Consider the following 22144-nt stretch of genomic DNA (forward strand, 5'->3'; position numbering starts at 1 on the left):
GCAATAGAACATGGTAATAAGTTTCGGTCTCCCGGCTCGACATCGGCCATCCGTCGCGGCGCTGCGCCTGCCGCGCAGACCTCGCTGACATGCGCATTCCGCGGCCGAATCTGTGACGGCGGTTTGGCCCGCCGCCTCCGCTCCGCTATACGTAATGCATGACACCGCCCTACGCATGGACAGTGATCGGAGCGGGACCCGCAGGCATCGCCGCCGTCGGGCGACTGCTCGATCACGGCATTCCCGACGACAAGATCGCCTGGATCGATCCGTCGTTCACCGCGGGAGACCTGGGTGGGAAATGGCGGGCGGTGTCGAGCAACACCATCGTCGGCACCTTTCTGGAATACCTCAACGGCTCCAAGGCTTTCCGTTTCGCCGAGGCCCCGCCGATGCCGCTCGCAGAGGTCGATCCCGACGAGACGTGTGCCCTGGGCCTGGTCGCCGATCCCCTGCAGTGGGTCACCGCACAGCTGCGGGATCGGGTCCACCTCGTCGAGTCCACCGCGACCGCGCTGACGTTGACCCGACGACGGTGGCGGATCGAGACCGAAGTCGGCGACGTGGAATCGCAGAACGTCGTCCTTGCGGTCGGCGCGGTGCCGAAGAGCCTGTCGTACCCGCATCTTGAGGAGATACCGGTCGACGTGGCCCTGGATCCCGAACGGCTCGCCGATCTGCAGTTGGACGGCGCCACCGTCGCGGTCTTCGGCTCCTCGCACTCCACGATGATCGTCCTGCCGCACCTGCTGCGGCTACCCGTGGCGAAGGTGCTCAATTTCTACCGCAGCCCTCTCAAATACGCTGTCTATCTGGATGATTGGATTCTGTTCGACGACACCGGACTCAAGGGGCGAGCGGCGCAGTGGGCCCGGGAGAACATCGACGGCGTATATCCCGACCGCCTGGAGCGGTACCGGGTGTCCGGTCCCGAATTCGAGGAGAAACTTCGGGAGTGCGACCACGCGATCTACACCGTGGGCTTCGAGCCCCGCACGCTGCCCGCCACGCCGCAATGGGGGCCGCTGCGGTACAACCCGCAGAACGGAATCATCGCCCCCGGCCTGTTCGGGCTGGGCATCGCGTTCCCGGAATACGCCGAAGACCCCTACGGCTACGGTCAGCACCGCGTCGGGCTGAAGAAGTTCATGGATTATCTGAACTCAGTACTGCCGTTGTGGATGGTCTACGGCACGTAAAACTCGCGCTGATTTCAACAGGTCAGTGCACCAGCAGTGCCGCATGAGTGCGCTGACGGTACACCGATCCGAACCGGGCGTCGATGCGCAGCCAGGACGGTGAGATCCGGACCCGGATGATCTCGTCGTCAGTCATGGCGTCAGCCGATGGGGGCAGGAAACCCATTGCCGTCAAGGCGAATACGCACCGCATCGGCACGCCTACCACCTTGTCGCCGGAGCTGACCTCGACGACCTCCTGGTCCAGCAACGACACCGGTGGCCCGTGGGCCCCACCGTGTTCCCGGGCCAGATCCGCGCCCTGCTGGGACAGGTCCAGGATCAGCTTCGCGGGGATGTCGTCGAGGTGGGTGAAGCCGGATTCCGGCGGCAGGCCGCCCCGCCACGCCGAATCGATCGCGAATCCCGGGTCGACGTACCCGTCGCCGGAAGCGGCTGCGAGCCCCCGCGCCAACGCGTCCGCCGCCACCGACATGTCGCCGGGTTTGACCCTGCCGACCACCACGCGACTGGCTAATACGTCGAAACCCGTTGCCACCCAGGCCGTCAGTAATCCCGAAGACCGGGCACGGATGCGGATGACCGCGGCTTCGTCGAGCCGCACCGCGTGGTCGACAAAGGCCGCCAGGTCCGCGCGGTGGCGCGGGTCGGCCAGCCACAGTCCGCGCTCAGCTACCGAATCCACCGTTGTAGATACTCCCGATGATGAGGCGACAAGCGCACCAGCCGCTGTTCCTCAATGTGTACCGCGGCCAGCTGCGACTCGGCGATGACGGCCGGCTTGGACTCCGGGTCGGCGCTGACCGAACGCACCTCGTAGCCCAGGGTGAAGTCGACCGCCCGCAACCGTTTGGTCCAGATCGTCACCTGCAGCGGCGAATCCACCAGGCGCAGTTGATCTTTGTAAGTCACCCGGACGTCGGCGATCAACAGGCCGATGGTGGTGATGTCGGCACCGAACGGTTCCCTGAGGAACGGGACGCGCGACTCCTCCAGGATGGTGACCATGGTCGCATGGTTGACGTGCTGATACATGTCGATGTCCGACCACCGCACCGGGACGGCCGCGACGTATCCGACGCTCATCCCGAGGACGCCCGTCCGCTGGTGCGTGTCATGCGGCGGATCTGCCGGGCCGCCACCGACAGCGTCGCGAGATCTGTTGCGCCGCTTTCCCGGATCTCGTTGAGCGTCCGGCGCGCGCGCTCCACCCGGGACGCGCTGATGTGTTCCCACTCGGCAATCTTCTGCTCACCACTTTCGTCAGGTTCTCCCGCCGCGAGCACGTCGAAGCACAACGACCGCACGGACGCATAGATGTCGTCGCGAATCGCCAACCGCGCCAGCGAATGCCACCGGTCGGTGCGCGGCAGCTCCGACACCGCCGTCAGCAGCGAGTCGGTGCCCAGTCGGTCCATCAACGCGAAGTAGGTGTCGGCCACCTCGGCGGTCTCGATCTCGGTGATGTCGGCGATATCGATGATGTCGAGCAGGCTGTACCGGTACAGCCCAGCCGCCACGCGGTAGGCCAGATCCGGCGGCGCGCCCTGCGCGGTGAACTCCGCGGCCTCCTTCTCGACGATGGCCTTGTCGTCTCCGCGCAGCCACTCCGACATCCGCGGCGTCAGAGCTTTCACCTTGGCCGCGAACCGGTTGATCTCGGCGCCGACGGCCAGCGGCTGCGGGCGGTAGTTGAGCAGCCAGCGCCCGGCCCGGTCGATGAGCCGGCGGGTGTCCAGGGTCAACCGGTCCGAGAGGGCGACCGGCAGATTGGCGGCACGAATGCGGTGCCAGATGTGGTCGATGCCGAAGATGGCGTCGGTGGCGGCGAACGTACGCACGGCATGGATCTGCGGGACGCCGACGTCTTCGGCCAGCCGGAAGGCGTAACTGATGCCGGCCGTGTCGACCATGTCGTTGATCAGCATGGTGGTGACGATCTCGCGGCGCAGCTGGTGCGACCGGATCTCCGGGGTGAACCGCTCCCGCAACGGCTTGGGAAAGTACGCCGGCAGCCTGGACGCGAACACGTCCTGGTCGGGCAGCTCGGTGTTGAGCAGGTCCTCTTTGAGCGCCAGCTTGACGTGCGCCATCAGCGTCGCCAGCTCGGGTGAGGTGAGTCCCAGGCCCGCCTCGGTGCGCCGGGCGATCTCCTTCTCCGAGGGCAGCGCCTCCAGCTCGCGGTTGACGCCGCGCTCGGCCACCAGGTACTTGATCTGGTCGGCGTGCACCGGGAGCAGGCTGGCCGCGTTGGCCCGGCTGGTGCCCATCAAGTCGTTCTGGTCCTCGTTGTCTTTGAGCACCAGCCTGCCGACCTCGTCGGTCATGGACTCGAGCAGCGCGGTGCGCTCCTCGGGCTGGACCTTGCCGGAGGTGACCAGCGAGTCGATCAGGATCTTGATGTTGACCTCGTGGTCGGAGCAGTCCACCCCGGCGGAGTTGTCCATCGCGTCGGTGTTGATCCGGCCGCCGGCGAGGTCGAACTCCACCCGGCCCCGGGCCGTCACGCCCAGGTTGCCGCCCTCGCCGATCACCTTGGCGCGCACCTGGTGCCCGTTCACCCGCACCGGGTCGTTGGCGCGGTCGCCCACGTCGGCGTCGGACTCGGATTCGGCCTTGATGTAGGTGCCAATTCCGCCGTTGAACAGCAGGTCCACCGGGGCCTGCAGGATCGCCCGCATCAGGTTGGGCGGCGCCATCTCGGTGACGTCACCGTCGATACCGAGCGCGTCGCGCACCTGCATGCTGATCGGGATCGCCTTCTGGTCGCGGCTGTAGACGCCGCCGCCCTCGCTGATCAGCGACTTGTCGTAGTCCTCCCAGCTGGAACGGGGCAGGTTGAACATGCGCTCCCGTTCCACCCAGGACGTCGCCGAGTCGGGGTTGGGGTCCAGGAAGATGTGCCGGTGGTCGAATGCGGCGACGAGCCTGATGTGCTTGCTCAGCAACATGCCGTTGCCGAAGACGTCGCCACTCATGTCGCCGACGCCGACGACGGTGAAGTCCTCGGTCTGGGTGTCGACGCCGATCTCCCGGAAGTGCCGCTTGACCGCCTCCCACGCCCCCTTCGCGGTGATGCCCATGGCCTTGTGGTCGTAACCGACCGACCCCCCGGAAGCGAACGCGTCGCCGAGCCAGAAGCCGTAGGACTTGGCGACCTCGTTGGCGATGTCGGAGAACGTGGCGGTGCCCTTGTCGGCCGCCACCACGAGGTAGGCGTCGTCGCCGTCGCGGCGCACCACCTGCGGTGGTGGGTAGACGGCTTTGGTGGCGTGGTCGACGTTGTCGGTCACGTCGAGCAGTCCCGAGATGAACAGCTGGTAGCAGGCGACGCCTTCGGCGCGGGCGGTGTCGCGGTCGGCGGCGGCGTCACCGGTGGGCAGCGGCGGTCGCTTGACGACGAAGCCGCCCTTGGCCCCGACCGGGACGATGACCGCGTTCTTCACCGCCTGCGCCTTGACCAGTCCCAGGATCTCGGTGCGGAAGTCGTCGCGGCGGTCCGACCAGCGCAGGCCGCCGCGGGCGACCGGGCCGAAGCGCAGGTGCACGCCTTCGACGCGGGGCGAGTAGATGAAAATCTCGAACTTCGGGCGCGGCAGCGGCAACTCGTCGATCAGCTGGGCATTGAGCTTGACCGACAGCACGTCGCGGCTGCGGGCCGAACCTTCGCGGGTCACGAAGTAGTTCGTGCGCAGGGTGGCCTGCACGAGCGAGGCGAAGGCGCGCAGGATGCGGTCGGTGTCCAGGCTGACCAGGGCGTCGATGTCGGCGGCCACGGCAGCTGCGGCCGCTTGCGCGTCCCGGCCGCTGCCGGCCGGTTTCGGGTGGAACAGCGCTTCGAACAGCGCGACCAGTGACCGGGCCGTCGAAGGATGCTCATTGAGCACCGACTCGATGTAGGACTGGCTGTACGGGAAGTTCGCCTGCCGCAGATACTTCGCGTAGGCACGCAGCAGCACCACCTGCTGCCAGGTCAGTCCGGCGCGCATGACGAGTTCGTTGAAGCTGTCGATCTCGACGCGGCCCTGCCAGATCGCGGTGACGGCATCGGCGAAGCGGTGTGCGCCCGCCTGGCGTTCCTCGTCGGTCGACGCCTGCGGGATGGTCGGGTGCGGCTGGATCTTGAACTGGTAGATCCACACCGGCAATCCGTCGGGCCGGGTGACGGTGAACGGTCGCTCTTCGAGCACGACGACACCCATGCTCTGCAACATGGGCAGCAACTGGCTCAGGGACGCGGTGCGCCCCCCGAGGAACCAGGTGAGCTGAGCGAGACCGTGCTCGTCACCTTCGGAGAACACCAGCTTGACCGAATCGTCGCTGAGTTCCTTGATGACGGCGATGTCCTTGATCGCCTCAGCGGGGGTGACAGCCTGCTTGTACGCCTCGGAGAAGGCGGTGGCGTAGTGCTCGGCGTCGGCGTAGGTGACCGCGGCGGTCGGGGCGGCGGCGGTCAACCGGTCGGCCCACGTCCGGGCGGCTTCGCTGAGCAGCGCCTGGATGCGGTTGCGGTTCGCTTCGGAAACGTCCACCGAGCCCGGCTGCGAGTCCTCCGGCAGCCGGACCATGAAATGCATCAATGCCCACGGGGATTCACTGACCCGCGCGGTGAACTCCAGCCGGGTGCCCCCGAACTCGCGGACCAGGATGTCCTCGATCTGCAGGCGCACCGGGGTGGTGTAGCGGTCGCGGGGCAGATAGACCAGGCAGGACACGAAGAACTGCAGCCGGTCGGCGCGCAGGAACAGCAACGCGCGCCGCTGCGAGCCCATGTCCACAACGGCCTTTGCCATGGACAGCAGCTGCTCAGCAGTAAGGGTGAACAACTCCGGGCGTGGCACGGTCTGGATGACGTCGAGCAGCAACTGGCCCGGGTGGCTCGGGTCGCTTCCGGCCAGGGTGAGCGCGTCGCGCACCCGGTGGGAGATGGTGGGAATCTCCAGCACGTCGGCGTTCATGGCCGCGACGGTGAACAGGCCGACGAAGCGGTGCTCGTAGACCTCACCGCCCCCGGCGTACTCGCGGATCGCGATGGCATAGGGGTAGGCGCCGTAGCGCAGATAGCTGCCCACGGCGGCCTGCGCCAACACCAGCAGCTTGGACTCGTCGGTGAGCCGGGGCCGGGTGCCCGACCGGGCCCGCAACACGCCGAGGCCACTGGACCCGTCACCGACCACCAGACCGTCCTGCACCCGGGTGCGCTGGTAGCCCAGCAGCAGGAAATTGCCCTGGTTCAGCCAGCGCAGCAGCGCCGCGACCTCTTGACGGTCGGGCGCTTCGTAGCGGCCTTCGGGGTCGTCGTCGACGGCCGCGGCCACCTCGCCCAAGGTCGAGATCATGGCGGTCGCATCGCTGGCGACGCGCTGCACGTCAGCCAGGACCTTGGGCAGCAGCCTTTCCACCTCGGCGAGAACCTTGCGGTCGACCGATGCGGACAGTTGGACGTGGATCCAGGCTTCGCCGACGTAGGGCGATGAGTCGTCGGCTTTCGGTTCTACCCGCTGCAGCTCCCCTGAGGCATCGCGGCGCACCTCGAACACCGGCGTCATGATCGCCGTGTAGCCCAGGCCGAGGCGGTGCAGCAGCACGGTGACCGAGTCCATCAGCATGCTGCCCTGGTCGGTGACGACCTGCAGCGCCGGGCCGAAGCCGGCGTCGTCGTCGGCCAGGTAGACGGCCACCGCGCTCTCACCGGCCGGGCGGTGCTGAGCGAGGCGGCAGTGCGCATCCACCACGCTCGCGGTGACGACCGGATCCGATCCGCTCGCGGTATGGGGTGCGTCGTCGCGAGGTCCCCGATAGCTCTCTCGGTAGGCCTTCGACACCCAGTCAGGGATCTCGGCGCTCTGCGTGAACGTGGTCCACGCCGCGACGTCTTCTTTGGCCCCGGGATCGATCGTCATTCCGATTGCTCCCCACTCGCGACGGATACCGCTCGGTCGATGCCCCACTCCTCAGCGGTTTCTACCGTCCGCATCGTCGCGGGTGATGCTCACCTGCCCACGCCCGCACGGCCGTGGCGAGACTGACATTAGTCCCGTGTCAGCCTGCGGTGCGTCACCCTGTGCGGACGCGCGGCTTCGGCACCGAGACGTTCCACCTTGTTCTCCTCGTAGGCGCCGAAGTTGCCCTCGAACCAGAACCATTTGGCTTCGTTGTCCGTGTCGCCTTCCCACGCCAGGATGTGGGTGCAGGTCCGGTCCAGGAACCACCGGTCGTGGGAGATCACCACCGCACATCCGGGGAAGTTGACCAGCGCGTTCTCCAGCGAGCTCAGCGTCTCGACGTCCAGGTCGTTGGTCGGTTCGTCGAGCAGGATCAGGTTGCCGCCCTGCTTGAGCGTGAGTGCCAGGTTCAGCCGGTTGCGCTCGCCACCGGACAGCACGCCCGCCGGCTTCTGCTGGTCGGGTCCCTTGAATCCGAAGGCCGACACGTAGGCGCGCGACGGCACTTCGGTCTGGCCGACCTGGATGTAGTCCAGTCCGTCCGAGACGACCTGCCACACCGTCTTCTTGGGATCGATACCGGCACGGGTCTGGTCGACGTAGCTCAGCTTGACGGTGTCGCCGACCTTGACGGTGCCGCTGTCGGGTTGCTCAAGGCCGACGATGGTCTTGAACAGCGTGGTCTTACCGACGCCGTTGGGGCCGATGACGCCGACGATGCCGTTGCGGGGCAGGGTGAAGGACAGGTCCTTGATCAGAGTCCGGCCCTCGAAGCCCTTGTCGAGATGCTCGACTTCGACCACCACCGAGCCCAGCCGGGGCCCGACGGGGATCTGAATCTCTTCGAAGTCGAGCTTGCGTGACTTCTCGGCCTCGGCTGCCATCTCCTCGTAGCGCTGCAGGCGCGCCTTGCTCTTGGCCTGGCGGGCCTTGGCGCCGGATCGTACCCAGGCCAACTCTTCCTGCAAGCGCTTCTGCAGCTTGGCGTCCTTGCGGCCCTGCACCGCGATGCGGTCGGCCTTCTTCTCCAGGTAGGTTGAGTAGTTGCCCTCGTACGGGTAGGCGCGGCCGCGGTCGAGTTCGAGGATCCATTCGGCCACGTTGTCCAGGAAGTACCGGTCGTGGGTGACCGCCAGGATCGCTCCCGCGTAGCTGGCCAGGTGCTGCTCGAGCCACTGCACGCTCTCCGCGTCCAGGTGGTTGGTCGGCTCGTCGAGCAGCAGCAGGTCGGGCTTGGACAGCAGCAGCTTGCACAACGCCACCCGGCGACGCTCGCCACCGGAGAGGTTGGTGACCGGCTCGTCCGGCGGCGGGCAGCGCAGCGCGTCCATGGCCTGCTCCAGCTGCGAGTCCAGGTCCCACGCGTCGGCGTGATCCAGGTCCTCCTGCAGCCTGCCCATCTCCTCCATCAGCTCGTCGGAGTAGTCGGTGGCCATCAGCTCGGCGACCTCGTTGAAGCGATCGAGCTTCACCTTGATCTCGCCCAGGCCCTCCTCCACGTTGCCGCGGACCGTCTTCTCCTCGTTGAGCGGTGGCTCCTGCTGCAGGATGCCGACCGTCGCACCGGTAGCCAGAAAAGCGTCGCCGTTGTTCGGCTTGTCCAGTCCGGCCATGATCCGCAAGACGCTCGACTTGCCCGCCCCGTTGGGGCCGACGACGCCGATCTTGGCGCCCGGGTAGAAGCTCAACGTCACATCGTCGAGAATCACCTTGTCGCCGTGCGCCTTGCGGACCTTCTTCATCGTGTAGATGAACTCAGCCATGCCGCGGTATTGCCTTTCTGGTCTTTGGATATCCGCGGACCATCCTATGCACCGCGCCGAACCGCTAAGCCGACAGTGGCAGCGGCCCGGTCTCGTCGGCGCTGGCCGGGCCTGCCCCGTCGGCCGCTTCGGCAACCACGCCGGCACCCTCGGAGGCGGGCGCTTCCACCGGATCAGGACCGGTGTAGCGCGGCCGCTCGATGCGCACGATCGCGCGTGCCAGGTCCGGCCCGACCGCGGTCGCCCGCATCTCCGTCGACGACCGACGGTTGCCGTCGCGGTCCTCGTACTCGCTGGTGTAGACGTGACCCACCGCGATCACGGGCGCGCCCTTGCTCAACGCGGCACCCACCCCGGTCACCAGCCGGCCCCAGCAGTTGACGGTGATGAACAGCGAGTTGCCCGGCTCCCAGTCGCCGTCACCGGTCCGTCGGCGCGAGTTGCTGGCTACCCGGAACTTGATCAGCTCCTCGTTGCCCACGCGGCGGCGCTGGGGGTCGGTGACGATGTGGCCGACAACGGTCATCCATGTTTCGAACATTGGGCTCAACTTTCTCGTGGTGCTGGTGTTGAACCCATTGAGCCCGCCGGCACCGACGGATCCGGCCGGCCGGCCGGGCTGATCGGGGCAGGTGTGGACAAACCCGCGACTGTGCACAACCCCCGGGGCTAGCCGTCGCGCTGTTCTTCCGAACGGCGCTGCCGCATCTTGAACTCTCGCTCGACGAATTGGTTGCGGGCGATCTGCTCCACATAGGCGAAGTCCCGCAGAATGTTGCGCAGCTCTTGGCGGAAAGCCACCCGGCGCTCGCCCAGATCGGGCCCCGGCGCGATCAGATCCTGGTCCGCGACGACCTGGCGGGCGGTCGCGAACAGCAGCGTCGACACCGATTCACTGCTGCGCACGCGGCCCTGGGCGACGTACTGCCGCCCCACCCCCAGTGCCAGATCCGTGAGCTCTTTCTGATTGATGTCCGGTGGGGCATCGCGCAATACGTCGGCGACGATCTCGTAGGCCTCGAAGAACACCCGCAGCATCGCGTCCGACATCAACGGTCGCTTCGCGTAGAGCATCTTCTCGACGGCGTCTCCCCCGGCGGCGAGTTGGGCTTCCCAATCGTCGTGCCAGGCCATCTCTTCGGCGATGTTGTCGCGGAAGGCCGCCGAGTCGGCGAAGTAGAAATCGAACTTCAGCAGATCGCGCAGCCGCATCGCCTGAGCCCAGAAGGCGCCGACCCGGTCTCCGGTGGCGTTACGGGCATGCGCCAGAGCCAGTTCCACGATCGAGGTCTCCAGGAACGCGTGGATCACCGAGTTGCGGTAGAAGGCCGCGGCGTGCTCGTCCGCCGGCGCGATGTACCACACCGGTTGCCGGCCGCTGTCCACCCGCGTCACCGGGTGCCCGTTGGACAGGGCGTCCACCGCCGCGCGGACGCCCTCACGCGACCGCAACCGCAGCGCACTGGTCGACACCGGGGTGTGTTTGCGGTCGAGGTAGTCCAGCGAGTCCTGCAGCGTGTGGTGCAACTGATCGAGCGTCAACGCCATCCCGCGGGTGGTGAGCAGCAACGCGGACACCAGCCCGGTCGCGGTTACCGGCGTGGACTGCAGGATCCGCCAGGCCACCTCGAACGACATCTTCTGCAGCGCAAGACGTTTGGCTGCCGGGTCGCGCGCCAGCGCCCCATTGGGCGGACCCAGGTACTGCCGCATCGACACCGCTTCGGGGAAGCGGACATAGATCTTGCCGTAGTTGCGCTCACCCTGGGCCTTGATGAAGTTGTAGAGCCAGCTGAAGCCCTCCGGCGTCTTCTCGGCGCCCTGCGCGTAGGCCGCGTACTCGGCGATCTCGTGCAGCTGGTCGAAACAGATCGACACCCCCTGCAGCAGAATGTCTTCGCTGCGACCGTCCAGGTAGGCGTCGGCGACGTAGCTCATCAGACCGAGCTTGGGCGGCAACATCTTTCCGGTCCGCGAGCGGGTGCCTTCGATGGACCAGCTCAGATTGAAGCGCTTCTCGACGATGTAGCCGACGTACTCCTTGAGCACGTACTTGTACAGCGGGTTGTCGCCGATGTTGCGGCGGATGAATATCGTCCCGGAGCGGCGCATGAGCGGCCCCATCACGCCGAACGACAGGTTGATGCCGCCGAACATGTGCACCGGTGGTAACCGGTTGTCCTGCATGGCAACCGGGACCACGGCGCCGTCGATGTAGGACCGGTGCGAGAACAGCAACACCGCCGGGTGGGCTTCCAGCGCGGCGCGCATGGCGGCGACCTGATATTCGTCGTAGTCGAAGTCCGGATCGAACCCGCGGCTGAGCATCTTGCCCAGCACCGAGATCACGTCGACCGACGCCTGGCTCCACCCGGTCGCCAGTTCGTCGAGCATGCGTCCGGCTTCGTCGACCGTGGCGCCGGGAATTTTCTCCAGGCCGGCACGGAATCGCGCCGAGGCCAACATCTCCGGTTTGACCAGGCGCGGTGATTTGTACTGAGGCCCCAGAATCCGGTACTCCGCGCGCGCCAGCGCCAGCAGCGCCCGCCGGGTGACGAACTGGGCGAAGTCCTGGATGTTCTCGCCGACGGTGGTGTCGCGCCATTGCCGGCGGAGTTCGGAGACGCTGGCCGACTCGCCGGCCACCACCCGGGCTCGCCACGGCTCGGTGCGCAGAATGCGACGTTGCTGACGCTGGTTGGGGTGGTAAGGATCCCGGCCCGGAAGCAGCGCGGTGACCTTGGCCACCTTGCCACGGTCGGCAGCGGGCAACCAGAAGACACGCACCGGCACGACCGACCGGTCGTCGGCGGATTCGAGCTTCTCGACCAGCGCGGTCAACGCGCCCGGTGGCGCGTTGCGCGGCGGCAGCTTCAGCACGTCGAATCTGTTCTGCGGCAGGCGGGCCCGCTGCTCGCCCAGCCAGTCCATGATCAGCTCCATCTCCACGGGAGTGTCCATGGACGCGAGCACCAGCGAATCATCGGCAGTCAGGACTGCACTGGTGTCGGCGGCCGGTTTGGTCACGGCTGGCCTCAGGGCGCAGGAGCCGAGGAGTCGGGCTGTTCCGAAACCCCCTGACGCTTCTCGGACACGGATATCGGGTCGACGCTCGATTCGTGCGGCGTGGCATCCGGCGTCGGCTCGGGCGGCAGCTGCGCGGCAGCCTTCTTCGGCGCAGCCTTCTTCGGCGCAGCCTTCTTCGCGGCGGCCTTCTTCGCGGCGGCCTTCTTGGCCGGAACCTCTTTCGCCGCAGCCTTTTTCGCGGCGGCCTTCTTGGCCGGCGCCTTCTTGGCGGCAGCCTTCTTCGCGGCAGCCTTCTTCGCGGGCGCCTTTTCGGCGGCGGCGGCGGCCGCGCGCTTCTTCGCGGACAGATCCACCTCGGGCAGCCCGTCGTACGGCCAGTCCGCCAAGGTGTCGAGGTAGAGCTGACGGACCTCGGCGATCCGGTCGGACAAGGTGTCCAAGGTCCAGTCCTCGACCGAAATCGGCGGGAACACCGCGACATCGACGGTGCCGGGGTTCAGCGTGGTGGAGTTGCGCGACGCGATGATCTCGGCATTGCGGATCACGATGGGGACGATGGGAATTCCCACCGACATCGCGATCCGGAACGGCCCTTTCTTGAACGGGCCGACCTCGGTGGTGTCCAGCCGGGTGCCTTCGGGCGCGATGACGATGGACAGGCCGTTGCGGGCGCGGTCTTCGACGGTGCGCAGCATCTCCACCGCGGAGTCCGGGTCGTCGCGGTCGATGAACACCCCGTCGAGCAACTTGCCCATGGTTCCCATGATCGGGTCGCGCTGCAGTTCCTTCTTGCCCACGCCGACCCAGTTGTCCTTCACCAGCGCACCGGAGATGATCGGGTCAACCTGGTTGCGGTGATTGAAGATAAAGACCGCAGGGCGCTGGGCGGTCAGGTTCTCCTCGCCGATGACGTTGAGGTGCACCCCGCAGGTCGCCAGCAACAACGACGAGAAGTTCGACGTGAAGAAGTTCACGCCGCGCCGCCGGTTGCGGGTCAGCAGACCCAGCCCCACCGCACCGGCCGCCACCGGAACCATCGACCCGAATCCGGCCAGCGTGCGGATCTGACGGCGCAACCCCACCCCGCCGCGGCTGTCGAATTTCAGGATGGGCCAGCCGCGGCGCTTGGCCACGGCGGCCATCTTGCCCTCAGGGTTGGTCGGGCGGGGATTGCCGACCAGATACATCAGCGCGACGTCCTCGTCGCCGTCGGCGTAGAAATAACTGTCCTTCAAGTCGATGTCGTGCTCGGCCGCAAAGCGTTGCACCGCAGCGGCTTTGCCGGGCCCCCACAGGATCGGCTTGATCACGCCGCCGGTGAGCAGTCCGTCCTCGTTCGTCTCGAACTTGTTGGTCAGCGTGTTGGAGATGCCGAGAAATCGGGCCACCGGGTTGACCTGGATGGTCAGCGCCGACGAGCTGAGCACCACGGTGTGGCCGCGCGCCACGTGCGCACGCACCAGCTCCCGCATCTCCGGGTAGATGCGGGACTCGATCCGCTGATTGAACAGCCGCTCCCCGATCTCGTCGAGGTCGTCCAGCAGCCGTCCGGCCAGCGCCATGGACGCCTTGGTGATCAGATCCTCGAACTCGATGCGTCCCAGGGTGTGGTTGAGCGCACCCTGGATCATGCTGAGCAACTCCCCCACGCCCATGTCGCGGCGACGCAACCGCTCCTGGGTGAGGATGACCGCCGTGAAGCCGGCCACCAGTGTTCCGTCCAGGTCGAAGAACGCACCGACCTTCGGGCCTGGCGGGCTGGCCATGATCTCGGCGACCGAACCGGGCAGCCGCAGATCCTTGGCCGGCGTCACGGCATCTTTGTCGTCGGCGGCGCTCACGAGCCCGACACCGATCGCGCCGAGGTGACCTGCTTGGGTTCGAACGAGGCCGCCACCGCGTGTGGCGGCGGATCGCCGGCCAGCGCGAGGATCTCGTCGAACGCCTCCAGCAGGCACTGGGCCCACAGATCGTCCTTCTGAACCGCTGCTCTGTCGTAGCGCACGGTGATGGTGCACCACCCTCCCCGGGAAATCAGCACGACCATCATGGCGACACCCGGCAACGGGCCAATACCGTACTGCCGCATGATCTTTGCGCCGGCGATGTAGGTGTCGCCGGGGTAGACCGGGACGTTGCTGGCCTGCACGTCGTTTCCGATCACCGAACTGCTGATGCCCTCCAGCACCGCGGTCGGCAGCACACTGAGCACCGGCGCCATGGACCCGATGATGTTCATCGCCGGCTCTTCCCGGCGTTGGGTCATCTGCGCACGGATCTTCTTGATCCGGGCGACCGGGTCGACCGTGCCGACCGGTGCGGCGAGGTTGACCCCGGTGAATTGGTTGCCGCCGGCCGCATCGCCTTCGGCGCGCAGGTTCACCGGAACCGCCATCGGCAGCGTGCTGATCGGGACACCGAGGGCGACGTGGTAGCGCCGCAACGCCCCGCACAGGCCGGCCAGGTAGGCGTCGTTGATCGACCCACCACCGGCCTTGGCGGCCTTGTGCAGGTCGGCAAGCCGGATGTCGATCGCTTCGGTGCGACTGGTGAGGCTGCGCCGGCGCAGCAGCGGGGACGGTTCGGCGGCCCGGTTCAGCACCCGTGCGCCCGAGGTGGCGTAGCCGAGGATCCCGGACACCGTGGATAGCGGATCCAGCACCGCTTTCCCGGCCGCCGACACCGCACCCGTCAACGCACCCAGCGCACCGCCGATGACCGCCATGGGCAGATGGTTGATGCCCTGACGCATCAGGTCGTTGGGGGTAAGATCCTGCGGGATCGGTTGTGGTGGCAGCGGCCTGGGCTCGGGATCCCGTTCCAGGTCATAGATTTCGGCGAACATCTCGACGCTTCCGACCCCGTCGGTCACCGCGTGGCTCAGGTGCAGCAGCGTGGCCGCTTTCCCGTCGGCCAATCCTTCGACCAGGGTGGCCGTCCACAGCGGCCGCGAGATGTCCAGCGGGGACTGCAGCATCACCTCGGCAAGATCGAACACCTCACGCAACGTGCCGGGTTCGGCGACCCGCACCCGCCGGACGTGGAAGTCGAGATTGAAGTCGGGATCGACGACCCAGCGGGGCGCCGCCGTGGGCAGTGTCGGCACCACGACCTTCTGCCGCAGCCGCAACACCTTGCGGGAGGCGTTCTCGAACCGGGAACGGAAATGGTTCCAGTCCGGCGTGGTGTCGAGCAGTTCCAGCGCCATGATCCCCGAGCGCGTCCGCGGATTCGCCTCGCCCCGGTGCAGCAGGTAGTCGACGGGCCCGAGTTCGTCGGACAACCCCACGGCGTCAGCCACGGCTACGACCCCCTGCGAGCCGGGCAAACCGACACGTCATCCCTCTCACCGCTGATCAAACCTCCTGCTATCAGGCCCCGCCACCGGAATGCCAACCCAACGCTAGTCCGGTTGAGGCGGTGGTGAAAGTGAGGATGCTCTCAGCCGCAGGGAGGCCGACGCGCGGGTTCACCGAACGTGGAAACAGGCCGGGATGCTCAGCTGGCGGGTGAGGCCGACAGCGCCAGCGAGCCCATCAGCGCGCTTTCCCGCCGGCCGTACACGACACCGAGGAAGTCGGCGACCGCGTCGGCCGCCAGCCGGGACCGCACCGTCGGCGTGATATCGAACGCGTGGTGGGCGTTGGCGAGTTCGGCGTAGGCGACCGTGGGGGCGCCGGCTCCCCGCAACGCCGCGCAGAAGGCGCGGGCCTGGCCGATCGGAGCCAGCTGGTCCCGGTCGCCGTGCAGCAGGAAGAACGGCGGCGCCTGGCGGTGCACGTAGGAGATCGGCGAGGCAGCGGTGAAGCGTTCGGGCTCGTCGGCGAACCTCGTCTTCATGACGAAGTGCTCGAGGAACGGCATCATCATTTCGTGCATGTTGTCGAAGTCGGTGAAGTCGTAGACGCCGTAGTACGGGGCCGCCGCCTGCACCGTGGTGTCGGCCCGTTCGAACCCGGGCTGGAATCTCGGGTCGTTCGGGGTGAGGGCCGCCAGCGAAGCCAGGTGCCCACCCGCTGACCCGCCGGTGATGGCGATGAAGTCGGAGTCGCCGCCGTAGTCGCCGATGTTCTCCCGGACCCAGGCGATCGCGCGCTTCACGTCGATGATGTGCGCGGGGAACTTGGCGCGCGGGCTCTTGCTGTAGTTGATCGAGACGCAGATCCAGCCCAGCTCGACCATTTTGCTCATCAGCGTGTACGCCTGCGGGCGCTTGCCGTTGACGCTCCACGCGCCGCCGGGGACCTGGATCAACACCGGGGCGCGGTGACCCGGGGCAAGGTCGGGACGACGCCAGATGTCGAGCAGATGCTCGGTGCCGCCCGGCCCGTACGAGATGTCCGACGTCTTGGCCGCGTAGCGGCGGTGCGGGCCGGGCTTGGGCTTGGGCAGAATGCCGCGGCGCACGCTCAGCGCCGGGTTGGTGGTCGGGTGAAATACCTGCTCACGGAAATCCGACCCGAACGAATCCTCCAGGGCGGCGGTGAGCGCACGGTCCGCGCGCTGCGCGGCCCAGGTGGTGCCGACCCGGTTGATCGCCGGCGGGGCGACCCGGGACAGTGCATGCCCGGTCAGTACGTGCGGCGGGAACTCGGTTGCCAGCCATCCGGCAATCCAGCCGACGGCGAAAGGCGAACCACGGAGCAGCACGGCTCCGGCCCGGGAGATGCCCCGGGCATCGGCCGCGAGCTGCGCGCCCTGGCGCATCGCCTCGGCACCCGCTTGCGAGCACCGCGCGGTCACACTTGCAATACACATTGCTAAGCACACCCCTCGACGTCAGGCACACGCCACGCTGCGGTTAACGGCCGATTACCGGCCGGTGTTGTACGTGTGTCGAGGCTCACACCATAGCCCATTTTCGGCGCACTGAAACTCTTTTCGGCCGCGTTGTGTCGCCTGCGCCCCTTGATTTTTCGGCTTTCGATAGACTGACCTGCGCATTGCCTCCGTAGCTCAGGTGGATAGAGCAAGGGCCTTCTAATCCCTAGGTCGCACGTTCGAGTCGTGCCGGGGGCGCCGACTGGGGCGTCTGTGACCTGCAGTGACGAGAGTGACTGCAGTGACGTGTGCGGTGTGCGCGAGCCGAGGGCGGCTCGTCGCGGGCCAGTGCGAGTGACCATCTTCCTCCTCAGCCGTGGCACCGCGAATACCCCGTTGCACGTGTGTCAAACACGCCGGGCGCCGGGTGGTGAGGAACCCTCGTGCCGGTCCCGCAATGGACTATCCGGAGAGCATGCGCCGCATCACGCCGCCGGCCACCGGCGGCGAATAGAGGAACCCCTGGCCCCGGTAGCACTGGTGATCGATCAGCACCTGCGCGGCATTCTCGGTCTCGATGCCTTCGGCCACCACGTTGAGGTTGAAGCCGCGGGCCAGGACCATGATCCCGCGCACGATGACCAGGTCGCTGGTGTCGGTTCCCAGCCGGCGCACGAATCCTCTGTCGATCTTGAGCGTGTCGATCGGAAGTGACTGCAGCAGCGACATGGCGCTGTAGCCGGTGCCGAAGTCGTCAATCGCGATCTGGACCCCGATGTCTTTGAGCCCGGCCAGCGTGGCCCGGGCGGTCTGAAGGTCCTGGACGATGACGTTCTCGGTGATCTCCAGACACACCGAGGAGGCGCCGATGCCGTGGCGGCTGATCGTGTCCGCGACGAACTCCACGAATCCGCCGGTCACCAACTGGCCGGGCGAGACGTTGATACGCAGCACCAGATCACGACCCAGCCCGGCGGCTCGCCACTCCGCGAATTCCCGGCAGGCCGAACGGAACACCCATCGGTCCAATTCGCCTGCGAGATTGACCGATTCGGCGACGGGAATGAACAAGTCGGGCGGCAGCAGTCCACGGGTCGGGTGCTGCCACCGGACCAGGGCCTCGACTCCGATGATCGAGCGGGTGCGCAGGTCCACTTCGGGCAGGTAGACCAGGCGCAGGGCGTCGGATTCGATGCCACTGCGCAGGTGCAGCTCGATGTCGTTGCGCAGCTCGCTGCGTTGCGACATGTCGGCGGTGAAGGTGGCCACGCCGTCCCCGCCGGCATGCTTGGCCGCCAGGACGGCCTGATCGGCCCGGCGGATGAGGTTCGATGGGGTGTCGATGCCGGGCGTCGCGCAGGCGGTGCCGATGCTGACAGTGCGGGTGAGCACCTCGCCCCCGATGGACACGTGTTCCTTGAATTGGGCGCTGAGCCGCTCGGCAAAGTGCACGGCGGCCTCGGCGCTCATCGGCGATGGCGGCACGATGACGAATTCGTCACCGCCGAGTCGGGCGATCAGGCTGTCGCTGAGGCACGCCGAACGCAGCCGCCGGGCGAACACCTCGATGAACTGATCACCAGCGGCATGGCCCAGGTAATCGTTGATGGTTTTGAGGCGATCGAGGTCCAGGAACAGCGCGGCCACCGGGCCACTCTGACCCGGCGCCAGCCGCTGCTCGAGATGCCGCAGCAGGGCCCGGCGATTGTGCAGGCCGGTCAGGTCGTCGTGGTCGGCGAGGTGACGGAGCTGCCTCTCGGCGGCCACCCGGGCCTGCACCTGGGCAAACAGACTGGCAATGGCCATCAGGGCGTTGAGTTCGGCCTGCTGCCATTCCCGGTCGCCGTACTTGACGAAACCCAGCACCCCGGTGGTGACGTCGGCGGAAATGAGTGGCACGGCAGCCAGCGACGTGGCCATGATCTGGCGGCCTTCCCGGATACGTTGCTGGTAGTCGTCCGAGGCCGGCTCGGGCCGCACAACCAGTGGCTCCTTGGCGTTCTTGCACAACGCGAACACCGGATCGGCATCGGCGAAGTAGATCACCGCAAGCGGATCGGGATCCGGGATGTCGTGGCGGGGCGGCCATTCGGCCACGAGTTTCGTCGCATCGATCTCGTGGTCGTTGTGACGGAGGAAGCTGACGTCCACGCCGAGCTGATCGACCAGGTAGGCCAGTACCTGCTGACTGACCGCCACCGACGTGCTGGCGTCGGCAGCTATGAGTTGGTTGGCAACGGCGGTGACTATCTGGTCGAGCCGGTGCGGCGTGGCGTAGTCCTGCATTTCTCGAGGTTCGCGACTTTCAGTTGGTTGTGAGCGGGAGCCGGCGGCTGCGCACTGACGGCGGCGGGGCGTGAAAGAGCCTGAATATCAGCACTTCGTGCTCATCCTGCGCGGGTTCGGCCAGGGCGCGCAGCTCCTGCTGCAGCCGGTGCAACTCCGCCCCGAAGTGCGGCGACGCCTTCTGCAGATCCTCTTTTGTGCAGCCGTAGAGAAAGACCGGGGATACTGGTTGCACGGCGAGCCCGCATTGGTGGGCGACGATCCACACGGCCTGCATGGCCGAGCCGCCGCGGGCGAAGTCGATGAGCTCGGCACCCTCGACGTAGACGATGGCGAGCGCCGAACTCGCGGCGACCCGTTCGGCCATGTTGTTCCCCAGCGCGGTGCCGGCATCCCATTGCGCCAGGCGTGCAACGACATCCGGGCGGCTCAACAACCCCAGAACCGGCAGCTCGCTGGGGCCGAGTTCCAGGCTGGCCACGTCGATGCCGGTTTCGGCCGCCGGATCTCCGGGCCAGCGCAGCTCGGAGATCATCTCCTCGTGGAGCCTGGGGGTGAGATAGCGGACCCGATCAGCGGCGGCCAGAATGGCTGCGGACCGGTCGATCTCGTCGCGTGTTAACAACAGGCGCAGTCGGGCGCCTTCAGTCTCCGCTGCGTCTTCGAGCAGCTTCACCGTGGCCGGATCGATCGGAGTGGGGGTGCCGTGGTACCGGTTGGTAGCCCGATGCCGCATGGGCTCGTAGAGAGCGGCCAGACCCGGGTCGGCGCCGCTGCCGAACCGCAGCGTGGCCTGTAACGGTGAGCCGGGCTGTGTCGTGTCGAATGCGACGGGGCCCAGCATTTCGTGGGCCGCTGCCGCGATCCGGGCATTGAGCATCGCCGCTCCGAGCGCGACCGCGCTACCGCGGAAGGCGATGTCCATCATCGAGGTGCGTTCCGGCGCCAATCGGATGGTCAGCGAATCCTGTTCAGCCACAACATGCCAGGGCTGGGCATTACCGCCGGACGGCGCGCAGATGGCCGCCTGGGCTATGACCTCGCTGACCGGCTGCCGGGCCTGCGGGGCGGTGGCCGACCCGGGTGTCACTGCCGGAACAGCATCCGCCACAACGGGTTCCTCGAGGCGATCCAGCGCGGCATTGACATCCACCCGCACCCGGCCGGAACCGAGTGGTTCTCCCAGACCGATTCGCCGTACCGCGCTCGTCACCGTGGCCGCTCCCACCCAGATGTCGCCGGCCAGCTGAGGCCAGCCCGACAGCGTCTGGCCGACCTCGACCAGCGAGGCCGCACCGCGCGCGGAAAGCTGTTGGCTGTCAAGAATGTTGAGAACGTACGGCACCTTTTCCCGGGTCGTCAGGCCGCTGAGGCGGTCCGCGTCGATATCGCCCAGCAGGCCGTGCAGAATCGGTCTGCGGGGATCGGTGTCGTAGCGTTCGACGTCTATCAGGCCCCTGTCGGTGGTCGCCATCAGCACCGGGATACCGCGAGCGCGCGCCGTCTGCCGCAGCAGCACTTTCATATCCAGCGAGTCACATTCCTCGACAACGACATCAAGCCCGTCGAGGAAATCCTGGACCGACTGTGCCGAAAGCCCGGTCGCAACGACCTCCACTGCCAGATAGGGATCCAACTCCGCGATCCGCCGGGCGGCGACGATCGCTTTGTTGAGGCCGATGTCGAGGACGGTTGCCGGCACCCGGTTCAGATTCGACAGCTCCAATTCGTCGAAATCGGCTAGTCGCAGTGTGCCGCAAGCACCTTCGGCAGCCAGAGTGTAGGCGATCGCGTGGCCGGCGCTCACGCCGACGACACCCACCCGCAGCCCGTTCAGTGTGCGCTGCTCCGCATCGGTGATGAGATGCCGGTTGCGGTCGAGGCGCACAGCACGAAACGCCTCGGGACCCAGGATGGCGACCGCCGAGCGCCGCCACGGGTAGTACGCCCACCACCGGTCCGGCAGGTCAGGCTCGGTCCGCGGCAGCGAGCGTCGCGCGGTGTCGAGCTGTCCGTCGAACCTGTCGATCCACTGGATGTCCGGATCGGACCGGAGCCGATCGAGCACAGGGCGATCGTCGGGATCGCCTTCACAGAGCACGACCGCCTGGCAGGTGTCACCGTCGAGCGCGTTGTTCACCGGCCCCTGCCCGCGCTCGCCATGCCGATGCCGCCCAACGCCTCCGCGTCCCGCATAAGCTCGCCCGTCTCCTTGTACATTCTCGAAAGTTGTTTGGGGTCAGCGTGGTTGGCCATCGTGCTGCGGTCCCACCACATCATCTTGGTGCGGTAGCGCTCGTCCGGGTACGCCACCGCGGGGATCGTCGCTGCCACCACTCCCCCCGAGGCACGCCAGCGGTCCAACACGTGGGCCGCCGCCGTCGCCATCACGAACTGGACCCCCAACAGGGCCATGATCGGCAATGCCGTGCGCGCCAGGGCTGTCGCAATCGCGTCGCGATGACGAGACGCACTGTCAGCCCATGCCGTCTTCACCTCGACGACGCCGAACGGGACCCGGTCATCGATCATCTTGCGAACCGCGACCGCCCCCGGACTACCTTCCCATTCGATCACAGCATGCGAATCATCGGCCGACCAGAGTGGCCCCACCACACGGGCCCCACCCACCACATCGCCCACACTGTCGACCGCCGCGAAAAACAGCCATGTGTCAGCGCCATCGGCGATCGCGTCGATATTCAAAGTACGTTCTACACCGTGCTTGGTATAGCTACGAATAGCGCCTTCGAGATACTCAGTCCATAAAGTAGGGTCCAGTACTGGATTCGATACGACCAGTTTGCAATTTGCGTCCGGCAACCGCAAACTCAGGCTTTCCTGAAACGGCAATGTCGGCGGGACAAAGGAATCGCAAGCGGCGGTGGTCATTATTCTCCAATCTGTTGACTGCGAGGCAGTTGAATTTCCGGTGCTTGAGATGGTTTACCCGGAATTCAACCCTGTCCCGCAGGTTGGGCCCAAGTTGCCCGTCAGTGGATCCCCTGGTAGGACCCTTCTTGCCAGCCCGAGAACTTTAAAAATAACCGGACGTAAAACTCTGCGCGGACTTTCCGGCCGCGCGAACCGGATCTCATGACGCAGTCACAGCCCGCGGTTCCGAGGAATTGCCGAAAGGGAGTGCCGTGCGATCGAAGATTGA

General features: G+C 66.8%; 13 protein-coding genes and 1 tRNA gene. 2 read left to right on the top strand and 12 right to left on the bottom strand.

Annotation, left to right across the window (positions count from 1 at the left end):
* Positions 1–182 precede the first annotated feature (182 nt).
* Entirely contained in the window at positions 183–1199 is a 1017-nt protein-coding gene (locus tag QXK92_RS20290; protein ID WP_306246356.1) for a pyridine nucleotide-disulfide oxidoreductase, read from the top strand.
* 22 nt (positions 1200–1221) lie between these two features.
* Here the strand turns inward: QXK92_RS20290 and QXK92_RS20295 are convergent, their stop codons facing one another.
* The 9 genes from QXK92_RS20295 to QXK92_RS20335 form a co-directional block, all read right to left on the bottom strand.
* Positions 1222–1884, bottom strand: coding sequence for a hypothetical protein (locus tag QXK92_RS20295; RefSeq protein WP_306244658.1), 663 nt, complete (start codon positions 1882–1884; stop codon positions 1222–1224).
* Positions 1872–2285 (bottom strand): thioesterase family protein, encoded by a 414-nt coding sequence (locus QXK92_RS20300; protein WP_306244659.1) that lies wholly within the window; start codon positions 2283–2285, stop codon positions 1872–1874. Before QXK92_RS20300 ends, QXK92_RS20295 begins: the two co-directional genes overlap by 13 nt.
* Entirely contained in the window at positions 2282–7102 is a 4821-nt protein-coding gene (locus QXK92_RS20305; RefSeq protein ID WP_306244660.1) for an NAD-glutamate dehydrogenase, read from the bottom strand. Before QXK92_RS20305 ends, QXK92_RS20300 begins: the two co-directional genes overlap by 4 nt.
* 128 nt (positions 7103–7230) lie before the next feature.
* Positions 7231–8907: an energy-dependent translational throttle protein EttA gene (ettA, locus tag QXK92_RS20310; protein ID WP_306244661.1), complete on the bottom strand. Its 1677-nt coding sequence runs from the start codon at positions 8905–8907 to the stop codon at positions 7231–7233.
* A gap of 64 nt (positions 8908–8971) precedes the next feature.
* Positions 8972–9448 (bottom strand): single-stranded DNA-binding protein, encoded by a 477-nt coding sequence (locus QXK92_RS20315; protein ID WP_306244662.1) that lies wholly within the window; start codon positions 9446–9448, stop codon positions 8972–8974.
* A 128-nt stretch (positions 9449–9576) separates the two neighbouring features.
* Complete coding sequence (locus QXK92_RS20320) at positions 9577–11934, bottom strand: glycerol-3-phosphate 1-O-acyltransferase (protein ID WP_306244663.1); 2358 nt, start codon at positions 11932–11934, stop codon at positions 9577–9579.
* Between the two features lie 8 nt (positions 11935–11942).
* Positions 11943–13700, bottom strand: a complete 1758-nt coding sequence (locus QXK92_RS20325) for an HAD-IB family hydrolase (RefSeq protein ID WP_371934592.1) — start codon at positions 13698–13700, stop codon at positions 11943–11945.
* 71 nt (positions 13701–13771) lie between these two features.
* Positions 13772–15235: a wax ester/triacylglycerol synthase family O-acyltransferase gene (locus tag QXK92_RS20330; protein ID WP_306244665.1), complete on the bottom strand. Its 1464-nt coding sequence runs from the start codon at positions 15233–15235 to the stop codon at positions 13772–13774.
* A gap of 197 nt (positions 15236–15432) precedes the next feature.
* Positions 15433–16692 carry an alpha/beta hydrolase gene (locus tag QXK92_RS20335; protein ID WP_306244666.1) on the bottom strand — a complete coding sequence of 420 codons (1260 nt, stop codon included), beginning with the start codon at positions 16690–16692 and terminating at the stop codon, positions 15433–15435.
* A gap of 187 nt (positions 16693–16879) precedes the next feature.
* On the opposite strand from QXK92_RS20335, the gene QXK92_RS20340 reads away from it, so the two are divergent.
* A tRNA-Arg gene (locus QXK92_RS20340) sits at positions 16880–16953 on the top strand.
* Between the two features lie 204 nt (positions 16954–17157).
* Here QXK92_RS20340 and QXK92_RS20345 read toward each other — a convergent pair.
* From QXK92_RS20345 to QXK92_RS20355, 3 genes are read right to left on the bottom strand one after another with little or no spacing between them, the layout of a single operon-like run.
* A complete protein-coding gene (locus tag QXK92_RS20345; RefSeq protein WP_306244667.1) occupies positions 17158–18981 on the bottom strand; it encodes a bifunctional diguanylate cyclase/phosphodiesterase in 1824 nt (607 codons plus the stop codon).
* Positions 18982–19000: 19 nt separating this feature from the next.
* Positions 19001–21121 (bottom strand): Rv1355c family protein, encoded by a 2121-nt coding sequence (locus QXK92_RS20350; protein WP_306244668.1) that lies wholly within the window; start codon positions 21119–21121, stop codon positions 19001–19003.
* Positions 21118–21873, bottom strand: a complete 756-nt coding sequence (locus QXK92_RS20355) for a hypothetical protein (RefSeq protein ID WP_306244669.1) — start codon at positions 21871–21873, stop codon at positions 21118–21120. Before QXK92_RS20355 ends, QXK92_RS20350 begins: the two co-directional genes overlap by 4 nt.
* Between the last annotated feature and the right edge of the window lie 271 nt (positions 21874–22144).

Origin of the sequence: Mycobacterium sp. TY815, assembly GCF_030755135.1 — a bacterium.
Classification (GTDB): Bacteria; Actinomycetota; Actinomycetes; order Mycobacteriales; family Mycobacteriaceae; genus Mycobacterium.